Genomic DNA, 21745 nt, shown 5'->3' with positions numbered 1-21745 from the left:
TACTCCACTCATTACAATATGCTTTAAATCGATGTCGCCATTCATACGTGGAAAGCGAAGATAACTGGTTTACTATTTGTGAAAATTTGATCAAACTTCTCGTCAGACAAACCACCAGGATCTAATTTTCGACTCTAAGTTTCGTTACTTTCGACGACGAATGTTCATGCGATTATACATCACTAAACCGGCGATAACCATGCCCAGCGTACCTATACTACTCGCTACTTCAGTCTGCATACCAAACAAAATACATAAGTTAGTAACCAAGCTTCTCGTAAGCAGCGCGACAATAATTAGCATGATCGGACGCCAAATGTTATATCTTCTCATTTCAGTAACACTCCTAACCCATTTTTCTTAAACGCGTAACCTAATTAATCTACAAGTATTATAGCATAAGTAAGTAACCGCATACATTTTACGTAAGGATAACAGGCGAAAAAGGACATTATCCTCGAAGTGTCTAAATTAGCTTGCCGAAGAGAGTATGTATACTCATACCTTTCGATCTATTTAGAGCATAACTTAACGCCCAACGTCCGTCTTTGTTCGACTTTAGGTATGGACTTATCATTTTTTACAGATTATAATAACAAAAGAACACCAAAAGACGAACATTAAGGTGGATATAATGACTGAATATATGCAAATATTCCTAGGCACTTCATTTTCAAGCAAATCACCGAAGGAAATTCAAATTTTAAAAGACCACCTCTACTGCATTAATACAGATGGAATGATAGAAAAGATCGTTTCACCAGAAGAGCCCGACTATCAGCCTCTATTAGATACTTATCAAGACCAAGACAACTTCCATCGATTAGCTGAAGGCCAGTATTTTTTGCCTGGCTTTATCGACTTGCATGTTCACGCCCCGCAGTGGGCTCAATCTGGAACTGCATTAGATATTCCACTCTATGATTGGTTAAATACGTACACCTTCCCATTGGAGTCTAAATTTTCAGACCTGGATTTTGCCAAAAAAGTCTACGATGATGTGGTTGATACCTTACTCGCAAACGGAACCACTACAGCACTTTATTTTGCAACGGTGCATAAGGAAGCCAGTTTATTATTAGCCCAAATCTGTGCGTATAAAGGGCAACGCGGACTCGTTGGAAAAGTGGTAATGGACGATCCTCAAGGAAATCCAGAAAATTATCGCGACACTGACACTGACACCGCCCTTAAAGATACGGAAGAATTTATCCTAGCGGTAAAAGAACTCGCCAAATCTACTAAGCAAGGCGTTTATCCAGTAGTGACACCTAGGTTCATTCCTAGCTGTACAAATGAGGCTTTGCAAGGTTTAGGAGACTTAGCCGCCAAATATGATACTCATATTCAATCGCACTGTAGTGAAAGTGATTGGGCGCACGGATATGTACAAGAACGATTCCAGAAGAACGATGCTTTTGCCTTACATGATTTCGGTCTGCTCCGTGATAAATCTGTAATGGCACATTGCAATTTTTTAGAGGAAGACGATGTAGCTTTATTTGCGGAGACAGGAACGGCTATTGCGCATTGTCCGATATCGAACGCTTATTTTGCCAATAGTGTCATCCCTATCGCTCATTTCCACTCCAAGGGTGTGGAGATTGGCTTAGGGTCTGATATTTCCGGAGGTTTTTCACCTAGTCTCTTCGATAACATAAGACAGGCTGTAATGTCTTCAAGAATGCTAGAGGATGGCGTTAATCCTTCCCTTCCTGCACAAGAACGCGGATTACTAGGATCACGGATTACGATTGATGAATCCTTCTATCTTGCTACTGCTGGCGGTGGTGAAAGTCTAAGCTTACCTATCGGTCGTATCCAAGAAAACTATGCATGGGATGTACAAATTATTGATACGAAAATACCATCGGCTAGATTGCCACTCTTTGATGGAAATGAAGATTTAGAGGACGTGTTTCAAAAAATGATGTATCTAGCTCGACCTGAGAATATCCGTGAAGTCTGGGTACAGGGTGAAAGGGTTCATTCACGTTAAGGATCGATAAAACTAGAAAATATAAGGTGGGCATCTGAGTGGAAACACAAGCAAACGTGCAGGATCAAGCGCCATTAAAGTCACAACTATTAACCGTTCATCCCGATGAAAAAGTATCATTCAGTAAATCCATCATCCTAGGCTTTCAACATGTTTTGGCAATGGACGTTTATGTGGTTCCTTTCCTGATTGCCATGTTAATCGGCTTACAACCGAATCAGTCAAGCGCGTTAATTCAATCCACATTTATTGCTGCTGGACTTGCAACGATTGTGCAGACTTATTTCTGTATGAAGCTTCCTATCGCGCAAGGTCCATCTTATGTTCCGCTTGGTGCGATTGTCAGTATTTATGCCGCTAGTGGCGGCGGGGAGCTGGGTTGGAGCTCCGTGTTAGGTGCCAGCTTAATCGGTGCGGTTCTAGTTATTATTTTGGGCTATGTCGGGATCTTTAATAAAATCGTTAAGAACTTTATCCCACCCATTGTAGGTGGTACGATCATATTCATAGTTGGTCTTTCTTTATTACCTGTTGCTATAAGAGACAATATCTATGGAGCTTCAGGCGCTTCAATCAATCAGAACGTTTTGTTAGCCCTTATTTCAGCGGGTACACTCCTTTTATTCGTAATTCTCGGTTCTATGTTCCGTAATAAGGGTTCGATCTTCCGAATTATTTCCGTCATGATGGCATTAGTAGTTGGATGTATTTCTGCTAATATGATGGGTGTGTTAGATTTCTCAGCGATTAGCAAAGCGAACTGGTTTAGCATGCCGCGTATCGCTTTTGTAGATTTCGGATTCTCTTTCAACTTTTCTGCTATTATCACCATGGTCATTATTTATCTCGTACTGCTAGCTGAAACAACAGGTACCTGGTTTGCTGTCAGCAACGTAATCAATAAGCCTTTAACAGACGAAAATATTAACAAAGGGGTTATTGGTGAGGGGATTGGCTGTCTTATCGCTTCTGCTCTCGGATCGACGCCTGTTACAGGCTATTCAACCAATGCCGGTATTATCTCCATCACAGGTGTAGCCAGCCGTCGAGTTTTCCTCGCTGTAGGAGGATGGTTTGTCCTCTTCGGTTGTTCTGGTAAATTAGCTGCTCTGATCTCTTCCATTCCATCCGCTGTAATTGGCGGCGTCTTCGCTATCGTGTGCGGGATCATCGCAATTAATGGTGTGCAGGTGATGAAGAATGTAACGATTGGCGAAAAAGAAATGTATATTATCGCAATACCGATGATTATCACATTAGCTTTGGTACTCATTCCTGGCGACTACTTGCATTCCTTACCTTCATTCGTGCAATATTTATTAGGCTCACCTATTCTAGCTGCTTCATTAGCAGCGATCTTATTGAATAAACTACTGCCAAGTGGAAAATAGAAAGAACGAACGAAAGAACGGACATCCAATGATGTCCGTTCTTTTTACTATAGGCTGTAACGTTTATAGCATTTTAAGGATATATAACTTGAGGAGGTGAACGGATGCAGGACAACGAGGAATTATACAGGGAATATTCAACCCAAGTATATAAATTCGTATTTAGTTTTTGTCATAATCATATACTGGCAGAAGAAATCACCCAAGAGACCTTTTATAGAGCTATAAAGTCCATACACAAATATGATGGAACCTGTAAAGTATATGTATGGCTTTGTCAGATTGCTAAGCATGTGTGGTATCAGGAACTGGACAAGCAGAACAAAAGGAAAACTTGTGAATTAGAAGACCCTCCTTTTTCTAACGAAAATTCAACAGAAACTGAGTTCATTTTAGCTCAAGACAAAATGGAGTTATTTAAACAGCTTCATTTACTTGATCCTAATACCAAGGAAGTATTGTATCTGCGTTTGACCGGAGAATTCAGCTTTCGGGAAATTGGCGAAATTCTCGGAAGAGATGAGACCTGGGCAAGAGTTACCTTTTACCGTGGAAAACAAAAATTAATGAAAGGAAGATCTTCATGAAATGCGAGATTATTCAAGATTTATTGCCCTCCTATATCGAAAAGCTAACCTCTTTACATAGCAACGAAGAGATTGAGAAACATCTGCAAACTTGCGAAAGCTGCCTTCAGTCATATAAAGAAATGACCGCAACAGCAGATCTAATTGTGCCTATTGTTGATAAAGAAGAGGTTAATAAACTTAATTATTTTAAAAAGGTGAAAACAACAAATATAAAGATTATCGTTCTTTCCATCTTATCGGTAATCATACTGGCGGCAGCTCTTATTGGACTTTTTGTGATTGGTTTCCCTATATCCTCTAAAGATGTGAGCATCGATTATCAGAAGACAAAGACTCGTCTGGAGATTCATCTAACTTTGGAAAATGGCAAGGACTTGGTGTTCTCAGGGAAAAGTAAATTTATCCGCGATGAAAATAATAATGTGATCGGTTCCGAAACAAGATATACCCCTAGAGGCTTGATTCACAATCCCTTTGATGATGTAGGAAAAAAAGTTATGTTGGGGACGGAGATTCAAACCGATCTGGATTTTCCAAACAAGTTTATCCTTGAATTCAAAGATAAAACTATGACGTTCATTAATGGTGTTTTGGTAGAGTAGACATAGCAGTTAAACGAAAAAAGACACCCTTTAAGGTGTCTTTTCTGATACTCCATGTGGAACTTAGTACATGTTCATACCTCTATGATGAGCGAAGGACTTGTCTTCTCATCCACATCGTTGCAACCCACTTTTCGCCTTTGATCACTGGTGTACCTGCATGCAAGGTGGAATCGTTTAATTCATGATTATCGTAAAAATATTCAAAGTAGACCGCCATACCTTTGTTAGGACTCACTGTTAAATTAAGCATAGGGAAAGCTGTTTCTCCACCTTCCTCCACATCATTCAAATACATCACAAGTGTACTAATTCGATTATTGCTACTTGCTCGACTCGTTTGTGTGAAGAAATCATGATGGGGTAGATACTCTTGGCCAGGGATATACTGCAGAACTTGCAGGCCATCACCATGCTCGATAGGAATATTCATAATTTGAGAGAATCGTTTCTCAATTCTTGTAACCGTCTCATTCTCCTCACAGAACACACCACTGCTCGTTCTAATTGAATTAACCGCATGGTCTTCGCCTATCCTTGAACGTTGCAAACGTTCCCTAGAATATTCAATTAGCTCATTGCATTCCTCATCGCTAAGCACATTTCCTAGCAAGACAACCAGCGGTTCCTCATACTTGGCAAGAATTCGAATCTCTCGATCTTCCGTCTTGATCGTATTTCCGATATGATCAAATATCGTCCGTTCTTTCCCTGTCGTATTCCCTATCATCCTTATGCAGCTCCCAAGTTATAACATCCATCGCAAAAAACATACCATAAAATGGTTTTATTTGCTTGATTAACTTCAGAACATCAAAAGACTTAGAAAATCAGCCCAGTGTTTGCTTATATCGTATTTTTCGTTGATACGTAGATAGCATAACTCCTGCTAGAATGAACAGCGACCCTAATATTTCTACACCTGTAATGGGTTTGTGCAGTAATATCAATCCCATGATCATAGCTACAAAAGGCTCTAAATTAGATAATACAGATGCTTTTGAAGCATCAACATGTCGAATGTTGTTATTCCAAATCAGTGTGGCTATGCCGTGTACAACAACGGCGGTTCCGATCAGAAGAGTCCAATCCGTAATATTCGAGCTCATTCGTAAAGGTGTATCTAGCATAAAGGCAAACGGGATCGATACAATTAAGCCCACCAGATTCGAATATACAGTAATCGTGAGCGGATCTATTCTTTGCGAGAGTACCCTAGTCATAATAATCATAATTGCGAAGGTTATCATCGTTACAACAATCCACAGTAGTCCTTTATCAAATTGCAAAGAGGACGATCCACCTTTTACAACGACAAAATAAATGCCTATGATCGCTAGAGTGGATCCCATCAACATACGGATCGTTAATCTTTCCTTTAAAAAAATTGCCGCTAACAAACCCGTTAAAATAGGAGTCATAGCTAAAATGATTGCAGATGTTGTTGGATCAGCTGTTTGCAGCCCTTTAAAAAAGGACCATTGATTAATAAACACACCAATAATACCTAGAAATAAAATTAGTAATACATCCGATTTACTCACCAGCTTAAAATTCTTTTTGTAAGCCGTTATTCCAACTAGACATAACACTATAAATAAAAGTCTCAGTGAAGTTAATAGACCAGGGGAAAAGTCCTCAACTAAGATCTTTCCAAACACAAAATTGCTACCCCATACGACTACACAAAAAGTGAGCCAACCATAAGCTTTTAACATTTAAATCACCTTTCAATAATACCGACTTCTCAGCTTTCTCATAACTGCCTTATGCCAAAAAAAATAGACCCCACCCATCGTAAGATACGGGGTCTATTGTACTGTTGGTTATTAAGCATCGGTTCTTCTTTGTATCTATTATAACCTCCATGGTTTCTTCATGCGCTTAATTTATAGAGGAAATAATATCCTCAATGCGTTGAATGTGAGGGATTCAGTTGTTCCTGTCCTCTATTCTTCCGGAGCCACTCGTTCTTGCAATGAACTATCCCCTCACATTCATGATTTCTTTGCCTCTTTCCAATCCTTAAATTCCACTCACTATTGACTAAGCAGAGCTTCCACATGAAAAATTTCATCCCTCCGCGAAATGTATTATGAGAATATTCGATGCGCCCATTCACTTTTCTCCGCTCCTACATACAATGTTTTAGCCTATCCATTAAGGAGTGACAAGATCATGTCATTTTTACCACCGCCAAGCCCCTCAGGATTCCCAGGCTTCCCAGGATTGCCAGGGCAACCCGGGCAACCAGGACAACCAGGGCAACCGGGACTCACGGCACCCAGTTCACCTCCCCCGGAACTCATCCCTCAGCAATCTGCAGTCTCGCCCCTTGCTGTCGACCCGGGAGCAATTGCTGGCTGTTTGTTTCGTAATACGTACGTTTGGCTCGTAAATAGAAATCAATTCTGGTTTTACCCGGTTTTCGTAGGGCGCACCTCAGTTGCAGGATTTCAGTGGAACGGAAGATTTTGGGTGTATACAGGATTGAGCTTGCAGTCCATCCAATCCTTTACATGCTTCTAAATGAACACGCAAACAAGCTCCATTCTTCTTGGAATGGAGCTTTTGGCTCTACGTTAGAATTAATTATCATTTTATCCTTAATGCCCGGCCACAGCGTGCACAGTAACGGGTCCCCTGAGGAGACATTGACCCGCAGCCTTCACAATAAAGCTCCTGCGTCATCGGCTTCACTTGCTCCAAAGAAATCACCTTCAAAAAAATTGACTCTCCTTTTATATAAGTACGTTCGCTACATAACTTGGAAATTTCAGCTAAATACTCATCGTCAAGGTGTTCGAAGAATGGGAAATCTCGTAGCAGTTGTGGGTTCATCTTCAAGAGCTGCCTCCATTGAATCATTTTGTAATAAAAAAAGAATCAACCGTGTGGATCATCGAAAAGATGCTCACGGCTTGATTCTTCTTCTCTACTTAAAAGCTCTTCGTAAGCCTCAATTCTTCTCGCAACACTCTCCTGCACAATTTCGCTTTTTTTCTGCTATATCATACTCATGAATGGTCCCCTTGGTATAATACACTTTATCCTCTATTCCAACTTCATATAATACAGATTTGCCGTACTATCCTTCGTAATGGTATGTGCGCCCGCCGCAAAGGAGACAGTGGCAATGCCATTCGTTATAGGATAACTTGTTCCATCCACTTTGATTTTAGTTCCTTCTGTATTGAACACTAGGGTTAGGTTTGAAGCTTTGGCAGCTGTGAACTGAATACTGGTTGCACTCTCGATTTTTAGACATTGAGTTAGGGTTAACCCCTGATATGTCACAGTTCCCTTGCTTGTTGAGAGATTTCCTTGGATATTGAAGAAGCTGCTCGTTGTTCCATCAGTGGTAAAGTTATGAACGGTTGCTCCCGCTGTCGGTACAGGTGTTGGTGTTATTGTTGGAGATGGAGTCGCTGTTGGCACAGGTGTTGCTGATGGAGTCGGCGTAGGGCTCGTTGGGTTTAAATTGCCCCCTACAGAGACGAGCCCCGTTGTGTAGCTTCTGATTGCAGACATCAGTACAGTATTCAGCGCATACGATGCGTCATCCACTGAATCATTAAATTCCCATGTGAAGTCTCCGCCATTTAGACGTCCGGCTTTTGCCGTAACAACCTGTTCTACATTGCTTACGTTGTCAATATTCGATACGTTCACTCCGGTTTGGACGTTTGTATCGAAGTTATTGTAGGCTGTTCCGCCCTTTAATGCTTTGTATGAGGTTGGGACGGTTTCATTTCTCGACGAGGCTAAGTAGGCATCAAATGAGGTTGCATTAGCAGGGGCCGTCCCTGTATTGGAGTTAGCATAGATAAGACTTGAAGCATCAACAATTAGATTGTTATAAGCTTTAATCATACCTCCATTTTCACCCGAGAACGTACCCTCACCTAAAGCATCTGTACCCTGTAAGGAACTAAGCATTGGGTCTTTAGTATTTCTAAAAACATTGGATTCCACAAAGGCCGAAGCTCCGGTTGTAACGCCGACACCATATTTCGAGACTCCATCATAGAAGTTATTATAGACATGAACAGAAGCCACTCTGATCCGCGGATGACGGGAGTCCGAATGATCGAACCAGTTATGGTGGAAGGTAACAAAGAATTCTGCAGACTCACTAAGTCCGACTAGAGCAGCTTTTCCGGAATCAAAGTAGTGGTTGTACGAGATGGTAATATACGTTGATCCTTTTTTGAGATCCGTAGATCCGTCGCCTTTGGCTTGGTCCGTATCGCTCCCTGCAGATCCATAGAAGATATCATTATTATGCACCCATACATTCGCATTGCCTGTATCCATTGAAATACCATCGTCAGGAAATAACATGACACCCAGATTTCTTACTTCCAAATTACCAACATATCTAAGAAGCAATCCCCAACCGTATGCATAAGCATCTTTTCCGATACCTTCGATTGTAATATTCATTTCCGAATAATTGTTTTTACCTTTAACTTCAAGATATCCACTGCCGTTAAGCTGTCCACTCAGATCAGCAGCTGTAACTTTACCGATAATTCGGATGGCAAGTGGGGTTGTATCATAACCCTTTTGTCTCAGAGCCAAGATGCTACCCAGACCAACGCCTGTTTGTAGAGCGCCTGAGCTGTTGATTTTCACATCAAGTGTTACGGTATTCGCATTCTGAGATGTTATATACAGCACTTGAGCACCATTCTTGAGGGTTCCATTCTCATTATAAGCACCTGAACCTGTACCATATGGCGAGCTTGCTGAAAAAGAAAATCCTGATCGATCATACGACGTTACGGATAGCGTATTTGATACCGCACTTGCCATTCCTCCCCCTGACAGGGTAGCTTCAACCTTCATTACATAACTTCCAGCTGCAAGCCCTACAGCATCCGCTCTCCAATAGGAAGAATATTTGCGGATCAATTCATTATTAATCTGTTGATATCCCGAATCTGATGCGCTTGCCTGTTTAACATATACGTTATATCCTGTCGCATTACTTACAGGTGACCATTCCACATATGCCGCTTCATTCCAGCCTCCACTGCCTGTTATCGAAAGACCAGCAGCATGTACTACTGTATTTGTCCATCCACCTGCTATCAAAGAAAGTGCAAGAGAAAACAACACACCAATACTGATTACCTTGGCAATACTTTTTTTCATTTTATTCCCTCCTGATTCTAATTTGTTGCAGATAGAATTGTAACCGCTTGCAATAAAATATAAAGTTTCTCTTTTCACCTCCTAAAAATATTACATTTTATGGAACTAAAACATCCTCAACATATCAGAACAGAAATCAGTTCCGAAACAATCATTTTCTCATATCTCCGTCAGCTGACTGCTTTCTGAGTTAATGATTATAGGACAGAACATTGATACACCCGTACTCTCAGCAATGCATCCTAGGCTCATGCGAAAATACAATACGAATAGCTCCATAGTGGCCAGCGCATAATAAAACTCACAACCATTAGACAATCAAGGAGGAATTATCAATTGAGTGCAAATCAACCAGATAAGAATCTAATCAATACAGTAAAAGAACTGGAAGCCACGCCCGTAAACAGCCTGGAAGCCCAACAGCAGCAACAAGCCCGTAATGATCGCCGCAAACAAGCTCAGCATGACAGCGATGGCAAATTCACGGAAAATGAAACCGGGAACTTTCATTAGAAATGAAAAAGACACCTCAAAGGGTGTCTTTTGTTTTTATCCATATCTATAGTAGCTTGCTTAATAGAGACGCAAGATCTGCGCGAGTCATTGTACCCGTAAGAGTATTTGGAAAAAGCTCGTCTACCGCAATTTTTAATCCATTCAGTTCTACATATCTCGATATAACAGCTTTCATCTGCTCAGCAGTCAGATTAGCGTTTGGCATGAAATTACCTTTTCCATCGCCAATAACAAGTCCATTTTCCACTGCCCAACCAACATATCCACTATACCAGCTATTTTTCACAACATCATTGAAGGCATTAGATTGAGCTTGCTCTATATTAAGAAGTCTGCCCAGAGTTGTAATCGCAGTTGCACGTGTTACTGGTGAATTTGGTGAAAATTGATTCGAGCTCGTTCCAATCATAATTCCCTTTTCATATAAAGTCTTAATGGCATTATAAGAAGCGTCGTTTGACTTCACATCCGTGAAGGGCAGCATACCAATTGCAAATTGCCATTGTGATACCCCAGTGTAGGTTTCATTAGAGGATGCTACCGCAATAGTAAGACGGTATTGCCCATCCTCCTCAGGCATGATTTTGGAAAAATCATCTTTCAGCTCAGATAAAAGATACGTTTCGGAATAGTTCTCTGAAGGTACGTCCGTTACTGTTAGCTGAATATCACTCTCAGGAACATCTGCACTTGCTGTAACTCCGTTCAATACAACACTTTTCCCAGAAGCTACACTTTGAATGCCAGCACCTTCGTTGACAGTAAAGGTAACTTTTGTTTTGCCACTATTATTTATTGCCTCGGAAATACCTGAAAAGCTATGAATAGCTTCCGTTATTTTGAATGCCGTAGAACCTTCACCGCTTACTGTTGTGTCTGTTGTGTTTTGTCCATTTGGATTAAAACCACCTTCTGGTTTTTCACCAGTCGTAGGACGCTCTCCTGTTGGAGGAGTACCTTGACCGTTATCACCGGTAGGGCGATTGCCACCAAAGCCGCCACCCATCATGCCAAATGAGTTTCCTGTATATTGCTGCTGTACTCCATTAATGTAAAGCTGATATTCAGTATTGAGCTTGAGGTCAGCAGATGAGAAGGTTACGCTTTGAAAGTTTTTTTCTGAAGTATGACTTAGCAATTCATTTCCTGCCAAGTCTTTTAATGAAATTATACTTCCCTTCGCTTGTGTCGTAGCAAAAGAAAGCTCCATAAACGGCTGTTTGGATGTAGAAGAAGTCGCATCATTACGCGTTCCTAGTGCAAGCACTGTACCTCCATTAATGGTAATATCCTTATCTGCATCGATACCGCCGTCAGGACTACGGTCGTTAGCCATAGTAACAATAGTTCCTCCGTTAATCGTTAAGTAGCCATTGGAGTCAATCCCATCACCTTCTGCTCCAAGACCTGCATTCACGTGTAGATATCCACCATTGATACTAGTAACCGATATTCCATCCTCATTCGTATTGATTCCATCATCCTGGGCTTCAATATAAATCTTTCCGCCATTGAGAGCCAAATGCAGCTCAGAATCGAGCCCTTCGTTTGCAGCAGTAATATGTAGCTCTCCTGTTCCTTTAGCTTCTCCAGAAATGTTCATGGACATTTTAGAATAGAAGGCTCCATCATATTTATGCAGTTTTTTCGTTGTACCCTCTTTATAAATTCGTGCCACATAAGAGCCGTTTATAGTGTTGACAGAGCCATCTGCTAATATAACCTGTGCGCCTGCCTGGCTAAGCTCGACAATTCCTTTTGTGTCCTCTGTATTGGTGTATGGTTCATACACATTGTAGAAAATAACTGCCGGAGCAACTGTACTCGTAATATCTGCTCCATCTAGAATAAGTGTCACGACTGCTGTAGGGTCAGAAGCCGCATCCTCTCCAAGATCAATTGCAAGCTGTCCTTTCGATAGCTTGCCCGATACACGATAAACGCCAGGCTTGGTAATAGTCACAACTGTATGCTTAGCTGCTTCCTCCACACTGTGCGCATCTGAGTCTGTACCTTCTCCATAGCTACTGTCATGTCCGTCCTCATAATACACAATACTAGCACCCGTATACACAGCAGCAGATGAACTCGTTGACGCCTTCTGTCCATCAACGGTTACTGCTGTATCCGAAAGATTAATAACCGTTTCCTTGGTGGTTGTACTAGCAGAAGCAACCCCCACTACACTAGTCATTGCCAGGATTAAGACAAGCATAAGAGACATTGTACGCTTCAGCATACTATATCACTTCCTTTCAATAGATTTTAATACACGCTTAGTTTACCTTTCTATTCTTAAACAAAGCTTATATGGAACTGAAAGTTCGCTGAAAGTATACGGAATGCATTACTAGCAAATACAAACACACCATCCTCGGGCGGATGGTGTGTAGGATGGTGGAGGCAAGAGGGGGTGCTCCCCTTACAATCGCTTCAGCTTATCTCCGTTGTATCTCAATATTCTCGCGAAAATTGCGCACGCTCTTTTAGATGGACGATATCATGGCCAGTTGGATTTTGAAAAGCACGAAGTCCAAATGTCGGCATGACCGAAAAAATGTGATCAAAGATATCCGCCTGAACCGATTCATACACCACCCAGTTAATATCATTGCTAAACGCGTAGATTTCTAAGGGCAGTCCATTATCCTCTGGTGCTAACTGTCTGACAATCAGCGTCATATCCTTATGAATTTTAGGATGATTCCTCAGATATTCATGGATATATTCTCTGAATACACCCACATTCGTAAGATGTCTTCCGTTTACTTTACTCTCGGTATTGATTTGATGTTCAATATTATAGACGTTAATTTCATTTAATCTTGTCTTTATAAAATCGGTAAGGTAGTGAATCTTCTGGAATTCCTCCAGCATTTCTTTTGTACAAAAGCATATGCTGCTTGTATCGATATGGACGCTTCGTTTAATCCTTCTGCCGCCAGATACTTGCATGCCCCTCCAATTTTTGAACGAGTCTGAAATGAGGGCGTAGCTAGGAATCATGGTAATTGTTTTATCGAAATTCATAACCTTTACCGTATTTAATGTAATGTCAATTACATCACCATCCGCATTATATTTAGGCATTTCGATCCAGTCACCTACATGCACCATATCATTCGATGATAATTGAACACCTGCCACCAATCCCAATATAGAGTCTTTGAAAATTAGCATAAAAACAGCGGATAAGGCACCTAACCCACTAAGAATAATCAGAGGATTCTGACCAATGAGGTTAGAGATCACCACAATAGCACCAATGATAAATAGAATAATCTTTGCTACCTGAATGTACCCCTTGATCGGTCTAATCTTGGAGATCTCAAACGAGCGATAAATAGCATCGATGGCGTTAAGTAGTGCATTAAACACCGTGATAGTTACGATAATCATATAAGTTAAGGCCAATTTTTCAATAAAAGCCTGATATAGCGGAAAGATAGACGCAGAGTAATAGATGATGAAGGCTGGTGCGAGATGCGACAGCTTATGGAATACTTTTTTCTCCAAAATGATATTATCCCACGTATAACGATTGTTATTGATGATATGAATAATTGTCTTCAACACGATTTTTTTGACTAAAAAATTGGCCAATATAGAGAGTAGTGCTATAAATAAGACCATGATAATATTCGAAAGATAACCTGTCATTTGTTCGCTTACACCGTATCCTGCTAGTTGATCTTTTATAAAATTCATCATTTCCTCCTGCTGTGTGTTACTTAGTTGTTTGATGAAAGGGTAATAGCACTAACATTCGATGCTATCGATCGTTGCGAATTAACTATTATTACTTTGTTTCAACTAATTGGATTAACCTTGTCAACGCGCTTGAGTATATCGAGTCATGTCTATGCACAAACCATACCTGCAAATCTCGGTACTCTTCAGGCAAGCGGTGGGAAGCGATGATGCCCCTTTCTTCCGCCTTGGCAATCGATGATTGTGGCAGCATAGACACACCAAGTCCAGAAGAAACCCCATCTAGAATAACTGCTAATGTGCCAAACTCCATAATCTGATAATTGGTCAGGCCAGTGCCTCTCAGAAAGCTTTCTGCTTTTGCCCGGTGCGTACAGCCAACGTCAAAGAACAACATCGGCTTCATGAGTAACTCATACATTTCGCTTTTTCCCGGCTCAGAGATCAACACCAGCTCCTCTTCAAAAGCCGCGATATGTTCTATATCTGGATTATCAATAGGACCATAGACAAACGCTCCATCTAGCTCGTAATCCAACACCTTTTGTAAGAGCGCATGTGTCACACCCGTAGTGAGCGATACATTAACATCCGGATATCGTGATTGATACTCGGCCAATAGAGGAGTCAGATGAATGACTGCAGTCGCTTCAATGGAACCTATCCGAAGAGGCCCTGCAGGATGGTCCGAGTATTGTGTAGTTTTCACAGCTTCGTCCATCAGAGTCAGTATTTTATCCGCATATCCCAGTAAATTCTCGCCAGCCGGAGTTAATATCATTCCTCGATTGGATCTCCGAAAAAGGGGGGTTTTCAACTGAGCCTCAAGATACTGAATTCGAGTCGTCACATTAGACTGTACATAGTTCAACATTTGCGCAGCCTTGGTTATGCTCCCCTCTCGAGCTACAGCTTGAAATATTCTTAAATCTCCACTTTCCATTTCTATGTCACCTGCTTGGTATGATCATTTATGATACTCACATTCAGTTTTGTTCATTTTACTGTATGATTCCCACTCTGTACAATTCAAGGTAGATTCATCGAAATAAGAATGACTGGAGGCGTTAGAATGAAAGCAATCGTACATGCTGGGATGAACGGCTTGAAGAGCTTGACATATGAAGACGTTGTTGAAAAAGAGCCAGGCTTCGGCGAAGTAAAAGTAAGGCTGAAAACCGCAGGGTTAAATCATCGAGACTTATTTCTCATGGCAGATCGAATAAATAAGGATGCTCCCCTGATTATGGGTTCCGATGGCGCGGGTATAATTGAAGCGGTAGGTGAAGGCGTAACATCCCTTACTGTAGGTACCGATGTAATTATTAATCCGTGTATCGGATGGGAAATCACCCATGATGTCCCGAACGTTCCGGCCATAGTGGGCGGCCCTTCAAATGGTACATTTGCCGAGTCTATCATCATCCCTGCGCAAAATGCCATCAGCAAGCCAGCTTATTTATCTTGGGAAGAAGCGGGCGTGTTGCCCTTGTCTGCTTTGACAGCCTATCGGGCTTTGTTTACGAGAGGTCGCTTACAGCAAGGCGAACATATCCTTATTCCAGGTATTGGTGGCGGTGTGGCAACTTATGCCATGCTTATGGCTTCAGCAGCGGGTGCACGAGTCAGTGTCACATCACGAAGTGAATCAAAAAGGCAACTTGCTCTTGCACATGGGGCAGATCATGCCTTTGACAGTCATAGTAATTGGAAGGAAAGTATGAAAGGAGAAACAATGGATCTCATCTTGGACAGTATCGGGCCAGCTACGTTCCAACAGTACTTTGATATCATTAAGCCAAATGGCCGGATTGTTACGTTTGGAGCAAGCTCAGGAGATCGAATAGAAATAGCTGCACGATCCATATTTTACCCCCAAATCAGTATCATCGGCACCTCAATGGGAAGCAGTGAAGAGTTTATTGCGATGCTTGAATTTATGGAATTTCACTCGATACGCCCTATCATTGACAGTGTGTATCCCTTACAAGACACCATTCAAGCCTTTCAGCGAATGCAACAAGGGCAGCAGTCTGGCAATATTGGAATAAGAATTAATTGAAAAAAGACACCTCTCAAGGTGTCTTTTATTTACTCCATATGGAACCGAGGCGTGGCATGGCAAATCCATTAGCCGCCGTGTGTTCTAGGGCATGCAAGTATTTCCACCGCAACATGCCAAGAGTCAGCAACCATCTATCCTTTTACGTGGCGCTAACACGTCGTTTAGCAAGCGCCATCGCGGCAGCATAGCCGGAGCTCCAGGCCCATTGCAGGTTATAGCCGCCGCAATCTCCATCGACATCCATCACTTCACCTGCCAAATACAGCCCAGGGACTAACTTAGATTCTAACGTTCCTTCGATTAGCTCCGTCGTATCGATGCCACCGGCTGTTGTTTGTGCATTCGTGAAGCTGTTGGTATCGGTCACTTTAAATTCCCAACGTTTCAAGATTCGATAAAATATTTTCTTGGTTTTCCATGATAAATCCATACAAAGCAAGTGCGGCTGTTGATCAATTCCAGCCTCCTTCAGCAGAACTGGAATCAGTTTCTTGCTGACGATGCCCACAAAAGAATCGGCAACCGTCCGGTGTCCGAAGATCCCCCAGTGGATCTCCAGAAAATCAATTAACTCTTCCTCCGTGCGCTCCGGCATTAAATCAACCGACAATGTCACCGATTCTCCTATTCCGAGATTATACGCAGCCTTTCTGCTGAGCTGAAGTATGGGCGGGCCCGAGATACCATAGTCCGTAAAAAGAATCTCACCAGACTCAGTGCGGATGACTTCATTGTTTACGATAACATGGCCCTCTCCCTCAAATTTGATGCCCGATAGTTCCTTCAAATACGGATAATCCAGCTTCAATTGTACAATGCCTGGCACCGGGTTGATCAGGGTGTGCCCCAGACGTTGGACAAGCGTATAACCGGAGCCGTCCGTTCCCGTTTTGGGAGCGGTAAGGCCGCCTGCACATAGAAAAAGATAGTCGCTGGTATACACAACCTGTTCCTCTGTCTCCGTCTGGCAGGTTATCGCGAACCGCGGATGTCCCTCCGAAACGGTAACATCCAACACTTTATGTTTATAATATACGGGAACATTCCGATCCTCCAGCGCCAGCTTAAATACACCCGGCACCGAAGCCGCCTGCAGCGACATCGGATACATCCGGCCATTCTCCAAGCTTACAAAAGGAAGCCCGAGCGAGGAGAAAAATTCGATCGTTTGGCGGACACCGAATTGCCGCAATACATGTATTGGGAATCCTTCCTGATTACTGTGATACTTGCGTGATAAAGCGGCCGCTTCATCCGTACCAGTGGCGGTGGATTGGTTCGTAATGTTGCAACGCCCGTTACCCGTCGTTATTATTTTCTTCCCAAGCCGGTCATTGCTTTCAATAATTGCTGTATCAATACCTTGATCCCTCGCTGTAACTGCAGCCATTAGACCTGCAGCACCCCCACCGATAATGAACAGCTCGTGGTGCTTAGAAGTCTGATCCTTATACATGTTAATTGATGCATCCCTTTTCCTAATAAATTTATTGAATTGACTTAGCTAGCGCCATCGCGGCCACATATCCGGAACTCCAGGCCCATTGCAGGTTATAGCCGCCGAAATCTCCGTCGACATCCATCACTTCGCCAGCCAAATACAGCCCAGGCACCAGCTTGGATTCCAGCGTTCCTTCGATGAGTTCCGACGTATCAATGCCGCCGGCTGTCACTTGCGCATTCGTAAAGCCATTGGTATCCGTCACTTTAAATTCCCAACGCTTCAAGATTCGATAAAATTTCCCCTTGGTTTTCATCGATAGATCCTGGCAAAGCAGCTCTGGCTGTTGATCTAAGCCAGTCTCTTTTAGTAGGACAGAAACAAGCTTCTTATTGAAGATGCCAACAAGGCAATCCGCCACAGTCCGGTGTCTAAAGGTCTCCCAGAGCCTTTCTAAAAACTCAACTAACTCTTCCTCCGTGCGGCCCGGCATCAGATCAACCGACAATGTTACCTGTTCTCCTCTTGCAAGATGATACGCAGCCTTCCTGCTTAGCTGAAGAATTGGCGGGCCGGTAATACCATAATCCGTGAAGGCAATTTCGCCCTGTTCACTGCAGATGACTTTACCGTTCACAATGATATGAGCTTGTCCCTGAGATTTGATAGTGGACAGTGCCCTCATGTTCGGATATTGCAGCTTCAATTGCACAATGGCCGGCAAAGGCTCAATTAGGGTGTGTCCCAGACGTTCGGCAAGTGTATACCCAGGAGGTTCTTTTCCCGCATTTGGACCGGCAAGGCCACCCGCAGATAGAAGTAGATAGTCGCTAGTATAAACAACCTCCTCCTCTGTCTCCGTTTGGCATTTTATCTTGAAGCGCGGATGATTCTTCGAAACAGTAACATCCAACACTTTGTTATTGAGGTATACCGGAACATTCCGATCCTCCAGCGCAAGCTGGAAAATATCCAGCACCGCTGCTGCCTGCAGCGACATTGGATACATCAAGCCCTCCTTCAATCTTGTAAGCGGAAGCCCAAGAAAGGAGAAAAAATCTATGGTCTGACGGATGCCAAATTGCTGCAATACCGCAAGTGGAAATCCGGCCTGATTACTGTGATACTTGCGCGATAAAGCGATTGCTTCATCCGTACCCGTTGCAGTGGATTCATTCGTAATGTTACAGCGGCCATCACCTGTCATTAATATCTTCTTTCCAATCCGGTCGTTACCCTCCAGAATGGCAGTATCGATACCCATATCACGCGCAGTAACAGCGGCCATTAGTCCGGCAGCACCTGCGCCGATAATAAACAGCTTATGGTGCATAGAAGTCTGATTCTCATACATGGTTGGTCAATGCATCCTTTATCCAATTATTCTAAAAGCACAGAAACACTTTATTAAATTATAGCATAAGTATACTGGTTTTCATTTATATCTCCCTATTAACTCCTCCTGTCCTATGTTTGCCATTTTTATCCTTATATAGAACTTTAAATTTTTTTGGTCTTATCAACTCAAAGACTGAATGAATAGCATTTCCAAAGCTTATCATCTTTGATTACGGGACGAGCATGCCTTCTACACTACAATCTTTAATTCCATAAACGAAAGATACTGGATCTAGCACGATACTCAGTTTCTTTGAACCGCCACGCATAGTCCAGATCATACTCTGAAAATATGAAAAAGACACCCTTCAAGGTGTCTTTCACTGATACTCCATATGGGGCCGAGGGGTGTCGAACCCCTGTCCGAAGATAACGGCACATAAGCTTCTACGAGTGTAGTCACAGTTTTGATGTCACCCTAGAAGCATTCTAACCAGCCAGAAGGTTCACATAAAGTTTTTTTAATTTTTAGAAGTTGCTAATTCCCCGCAGAATCAAGATACGCTTCAGCTTCTTCTATCGATTCGTACAAGTTTGCAATATCTTTAAACATACGATGCATTTGCGTTTTGTAGAACGAGGTAGGTGCAACATACACCCATTTATGTTTTGTAGACATTCCAGCTTTCACAGCATCTTCACCAGTTGGAGCAAGAATTGCCAACACTTCTTGCTTAAATACCAGGCCACCAATAATTACAGTCATACCTGTGAATCCTCGCTTAGTTTTCTTCAATACTTTCGGAAATTGTTCCGCGTACGCAAGGGCATCCTCAACTTCCATACCGTCCGATGTTACAATAATTCTGTTTTTGTTTTTAACATAATCAATAGTAAAGCTCATGATAGTAATTCCTCCGAATATTTTTGTTTTTGGATGCTTAATGCCATAATCTTATATCAGTTCGAGCTCTTATAGATGTAGTTTCGGAAAATGTGCCACTAATAATTAACTTTAAAGTGAATGATCTAATTTTAGATGTAAACAGCATGTCTACAATAATGAACACTTTTAGTTCCCCATAATTCCTTGTCTACATTCGGTCTACAATTCAACCACTAAACAGCAAAAAACCCGCTATTTTAGCGGGTTTTTCTTATGGAGCCGAGGGGAGTCGAACCCCTGTCCGAAGATAACGGCACATAAGCTTCTACGAGTGTAGTCACAGTTTTGATGTCACCCGAGTATCGCCCCGTAACCGGCTATACGTTGGGTCAGCCTGATTATCTTCTTCCGTTGACCCCAGGCGGAGACCAGACGGCGTATCCCACTACTTGTTAGCCCCTATCCCTGTCACATGGGCGATGCAGGGTAGAAGCACGCGCGCAGTTTCTTAGGCTGCGAAAGCGTAGTTGTTTTGTTGTTTGCCGTTTAATAGGCTTTAGCGTTGATGAAGCGGACGCGTCCCCACTACTCGCTACTCATGCTCGAACTACCCCCGTCGAATCCAAGAACGGCCCCTCATTAAAAAGGGCGCTTCGGATCAAGCGGATCTTCCAAGCAAGAGAGATCCAATCCACAGCTTCTTCTTCAAGAAGTCTGTAATGAAGCAATAATCTTACTTACTCAGTATAGCACATTTATCAATACTTTAACACGTGGGTTAAAGGAATTGAAGGTTGAAACTGGAACTCATTTGAATCGTCTGCTACACCTAGATTATCTGGCGATCTTTTGCTTCTCACGCAATACACGCTGGATATCACGCTGAGCATCACGCTTAGCAGCAGAATCACGTTTATCGTACTCTTTCTTACCTTTACCAAGACCAATCAATAGCTTCGCATAGCCATTTCGCACATAAACCTTAAGTGGCACAATTGTAAATCCATCTCGCTTGGACAAGCCCAGCAGTTTATGAATTTGCTCCTTGTGCATCAGCAATTTACGCGTGCGTGTCGGGTCAGTAGGGTTAGCACGATTACCTTGTTCAAAAGGACTGATATGCATGTTGTGAATCTGAATCTCGCCATTACGGATCGTAGCAAAAGCATCTCCAATATTAGCGCGGCCATTACGCAGCGACTTGATCTCTGTTCCTGTCAGCACCAAGCCAGCTTCATAAGTATCCTCGATAAAATAATCATGGGAAGCTTTTTTGTTCTGGGCAAGTACTTTCCCGTCTGCTTTTTTACCCATGAGAATCACTCCTTGAATCATATTCATAAGTTAAAGTAACCATGTCTCTCTAATCTTAAACGACATAGTCATCGAACGTCTGATCTATATTGTAACAAATGGAATCGATTGAGCGCAAGGAAGGATCAGGCATTCCTTTCTCATCCATTTTGACAACTGTTTGTCAGTAAGTTAACCCAATAGTTATATATAATTACATTTAATGTATAAATATAAGTTTAAGCTGCGATAATGCCCATCCCCAATCGCCTTTAACCTTTTCTAATCAATCTCTACCCAGACGCTAACGCTATAGCTATATAATTGTACTTTATACATCTATTCAACATATTTAGACGCTCGATGGTCGTTTAGTTGTACTTTATGCAGTTAAAAACTCGAAATCATGCCGTTTTGAAGATACTGATCAGATTTAGATGTACAAAGTGCAATTAACCTCAACCTCTACTGAGACGCCGGAACTTTAGTTGCACATTATGCAATTAAAAAATAAGCATCGTGATAGCGCTGGTTACTTTGCTCCAATCCAAGTGTCATAGTTACAAAACGACGCTAGCACAAAGCTTCTTCTGACTATTACTCAACAAACTTGTGGCAACCAATAGTCTCGTTCAGAAACGAGAATTTCACACTTGAGCAGCGAAAAATAATGAAAAAAGCACCGCCCCCAGTAAAGGGGGCGGTGCTTAAATTTGCGTCATAGAGCTACGAAACGTAGGCCAATAACGTTTA

General features: G+C 42.2%; 19 protein-coding genes, 1 other RNA gene and 1 pseudogene. 8 read left to right on the top strand and 13 right to left on the bottom strand.

The window, feature by feature from the left end; genetic code table 11:
* Positions 1–41: 41 nt before the first annotated feature.
* Together QNH28_RS29710 and QNH28_RS01050 are read right to left on the bottom strand one after the other, a co-directional pair.
* A pseudogene (locus QNH28_RS29710) lies at positions 42–116 on the bottom strand (phosphoketolase family protein); the annotation flags it as partial.
* Between the two features lie 28 nt (positions 117–144).
* A complete protein-coding gene (locus tag QNH28_RS01050; RefSeq protein WP_283909794.1) occupies positions 145–333 on the bottom strand; it encodes a hypothetical protein in 189 nt (62 codons plus the stop codon).
* Positions 334–634: 301 nt separating this feature from the next.
* On the opposite strand from QNH28_RS01050, the gene guaD reads away from it, so the two are divergent.
* The 4 genes from guaD (at position 635) to QNH28_RS01030 (ending at position 4582) form a co-directional block, all read left to right on the top strand.
* A complete protein-coding gene (gene guaD / locus QNH28_RS01045; RefSeq protein ID WP_283909793.1) occupies positions 635–1999 on the top strand; it encodes a guanine deaminase in 1365 nt (454 codons plus the stop codon).
* 38 nt (positions 2000–2037) lie between these two features.
* A complete protein-coding gene (locus QNH28_RS01040; RefSeq protein ID WP_283909792.1) occupies positions 2038–3390 on the top strand; it encodes a uracil-xanthine permease family protein in 1353 nt (450 codons plus the stop codon).
* A 104-nt stretch (positions 3391–3494) separates the two neighbouring features.
* Entirely contained in the window at positions 3495–3977 is a 483-nt protein-coding gene (locus QNH28_RS01035) for an RNA polymerase sigma factor (protein WP_283909791.1), read from the top strand.
* Positions 3974–4582 carry a zf-HC2 domain-containing protein gene (locus QNH28_RS01030; protein WP_283909790.1) on the top strand — a complete coding sequence of 203 codons (609 nt, stop codon included), beginning with the start codon at positions 3974–3976 and terminating at the stop codon, positions 4580–4582. Before QNH28_RS01035 ends, QNH28_RS01030 begins: the two co-directional genes overlap by 4 nt.
* 82 nt (positions 4583–4664) lie before the next feature.
* On the opposite strand, the gene QNH28_RS01025 is transcribed toward QNH28_RS01030, so the two are convergent.
* On the bottom strand, positions 4665–5312 hold the full coding sequence (locus QNH28_RS01025) for a 2OG-Fe(II) oxygenase (RefSeq protein WP_283909789.1): 648 nt from the start codon (positions 5310–5312) through the stop codon (positions 4665–4667).
* A 100-nt stretch (positions 5313–5412) separates the two neighbouring features.
* Complete coding sequence (locus QNH28_RS01020) at positions 5413–6300, bottom strand: DMT family transporter (protein ID WP_283909788.1); 888 nt, start codon at positions 6298–6300, stop codon at positions 5413–5415.
* Positions 6301–6760: 460 nt separating this feature from the next.
* Here QNH28_RS01020 and QNH28_RS01015 point away from each other — a divergent pair, with 460 nt between their 5' ends.
* Both QNH28_RS01015 and QNH28_RS01010 read left to right on the top strand, forming a co-directional pair.
* Entirely contained in the window at positions 6761–7111 is a 351-nt protein-coding gene (locus QNH28_RS01015) for a collagen-like protein (RefSeq protein WP_283909787.1), read from the top strand.
* Positions 7042–7605: a hypothetical protein gene (locus QNH28_RS01010; RefSeq protein WP_283912299.1), complete on the top strand. Its 564-nt coding sequence runs from the start codon at positions 7042–7044 to the stop codon at positions 7603–7605. Before QNH28_RS01015 ends, QNH28_RS01010 begins: the two co-directional genes overlap by 70 nt.
* Positions 7606–7636: 31 nt before the next feature.
* Here the strand turns inward: QNH28_RS01010 and QNH28_RS01005 are convergent, their stop codons facing one another.
* Positions 7637–9742 carry a pectate lyase family protein gene (locus tag QNH28_RS01005; protein WP_283909786.1) on the bottom strand — a complete coding sequence of 702 codons (2106 nt, stop codon included), beginning with the start codon at positions 9740–9742 and terminating at the stop codon, positions 7637–7639.
* A 336-nt stretch (positions 9743–10078) separates the two neighbouring features.
* Here QNH28_RS01005 and QNH28_RS01000 point away from each other — a divergent pair, with 336 nt between their 5' ends.
* Positions 10079–10255, top strand: coding sequence for a hypothetical protein (locus tag QNH28_RS01000; protein ID WP_283909785.1), 177 nt, complete (start codon positions 10079–10081; stop codon positions 10253–10255).
* Positions 10256–10301: 46 nt separating this feature from the next.
* Here QNH28_RS01000 and QNH28_RS00995 read toward each other — a convergent pair whose 3' ends face one another.
* From QNH28_RS00995 to QNH28_RS00985, 3 genes are all read right to left on the bottom strand, one after another.
* On the bottom strand, positions 10302–12497 hold the full coding sequence (locus QNH28_RS00995; protein ID WP_283909784.1) for a carbohydrate-binding domain-containing protein: 2196 nt from the start codon (positions 12495–12497) through the stop codon (positions 10302–10304).
* Between the two features lie 215 nt (positions 12498–12712).
* Positions 12713–13966: a mechanosensitive ion channel family protein gene (locus QNH28_RS00990; protein WP_283912005.1), complete on the bottom strand. Its 1254-nt coding sequence runs from the start codon at positions 13964–13966 to the stop codon at positions 12713–12715.
* A 91-nt stretch (positions 13967–14057) separates the two neighbouring features.
* The gene (locus QNH28_RS00985) at positions 14058–14912 is read right to left on the bottom strand and encodes a LysR family transcriptional regulator (protein ID WP_283909783.1); all 855 of its coding nucleotides are present in this window, start codon (positions 14910–14912) and stop codon (positions 14058–14060) included.
* Positions 14913–15041: 129 nt separating this feature from the next.
* Between QNH28_RS00985 and QNH28_RS00980 the strand changes: the two genes are divergently transcribed.
* Positions 15042–16031 carry a zinc-binding dehydrogenase gene (locus tag QNH28_RS00980; protein ID WP_283909782.1) on the top strand — a complete coding sequence of 330 codons (990 nt, stop codon included), beginning with the start codon at positions 15042–15044 and terminating at the stop codon, positions 16029–16031.
* 142 nt (positions 16032–16173) lie between these two features.
* Here the strand turns inward: QNH28_RS00980 and QNH28_RS00975 are convergent, their stop codons facing one another.
* From QNH28_RS00975 to smpB, 5 genes are all read right to left on the bottom strand, one after another.
* A complete protein-coding gene (locus QNH28_RS00975; protein ID WP_283909781.1) occupies positions 16174–17490 on the bottom strand; it encodes a BaiN/RdsA family NAD(P)/FAD-dependent oxidoreductase in 1317 nt (438 codons plus the stop codon).
* Positions 17491–17521: 31 nt separating this feature from the next.
* Positions 17522–18829, bottom strand: a complete 1308-nt coding sequence (locus QNH28_RS00970; RefSeq protein WP_283909780.1) for an aminoacetone oxidase family FAD-binding enzyme — start codon at positions 18827–18829, stop codon at positions 17522–17524.
* A gap of 522 nt (positions 18830–19351) precedes the next feature.
* On the bottom strand, positions 19352–19717 hold the full coding sequence (locus QNH28_RS00965) for a hypothetical protein (protein ID WP_283909779.1): 366 nt from the start codon (positions 19715–19717) through the stop codon (positions 19352–19354).
* Positions 19718–19970: 253 nt separating this feature from the next.
* Positions 19971–20335: a transfer-messenger RNA gene (gene ssrA / locus QNH28_RS00960) on the bottom strand.
* A 198-nt stretch (positions 20336–20533) separates the two neighbouring features.
* Positions 20534–21013, bottom strand: a complete 480-nt coding sequence (gene smpB / locus QNH28_RS00955; RefSeq protein WP_060626483.1) for an SsrA-binding protein SmpB — start codon at positions 21011–21013, stop codon at positions 20534–20536.
* Between the last annotated feature and the right edge of the window lie 732 nt (positions 21014–21745).

The sequence above is a fragment of the Paenibacillus sp. G2S3 genome, assembly GCF_030123105.1.
Classification (GTDB): Bacteria; Bacillota; Bacilli; order Paenibacillales; family Paenibacillaceae; genus Paenibacillus_AQ.
Note: the sequence above shows the minus strand (reverse complement) of the source record. Positions and strands in the feature narration are given on the sequence as shown.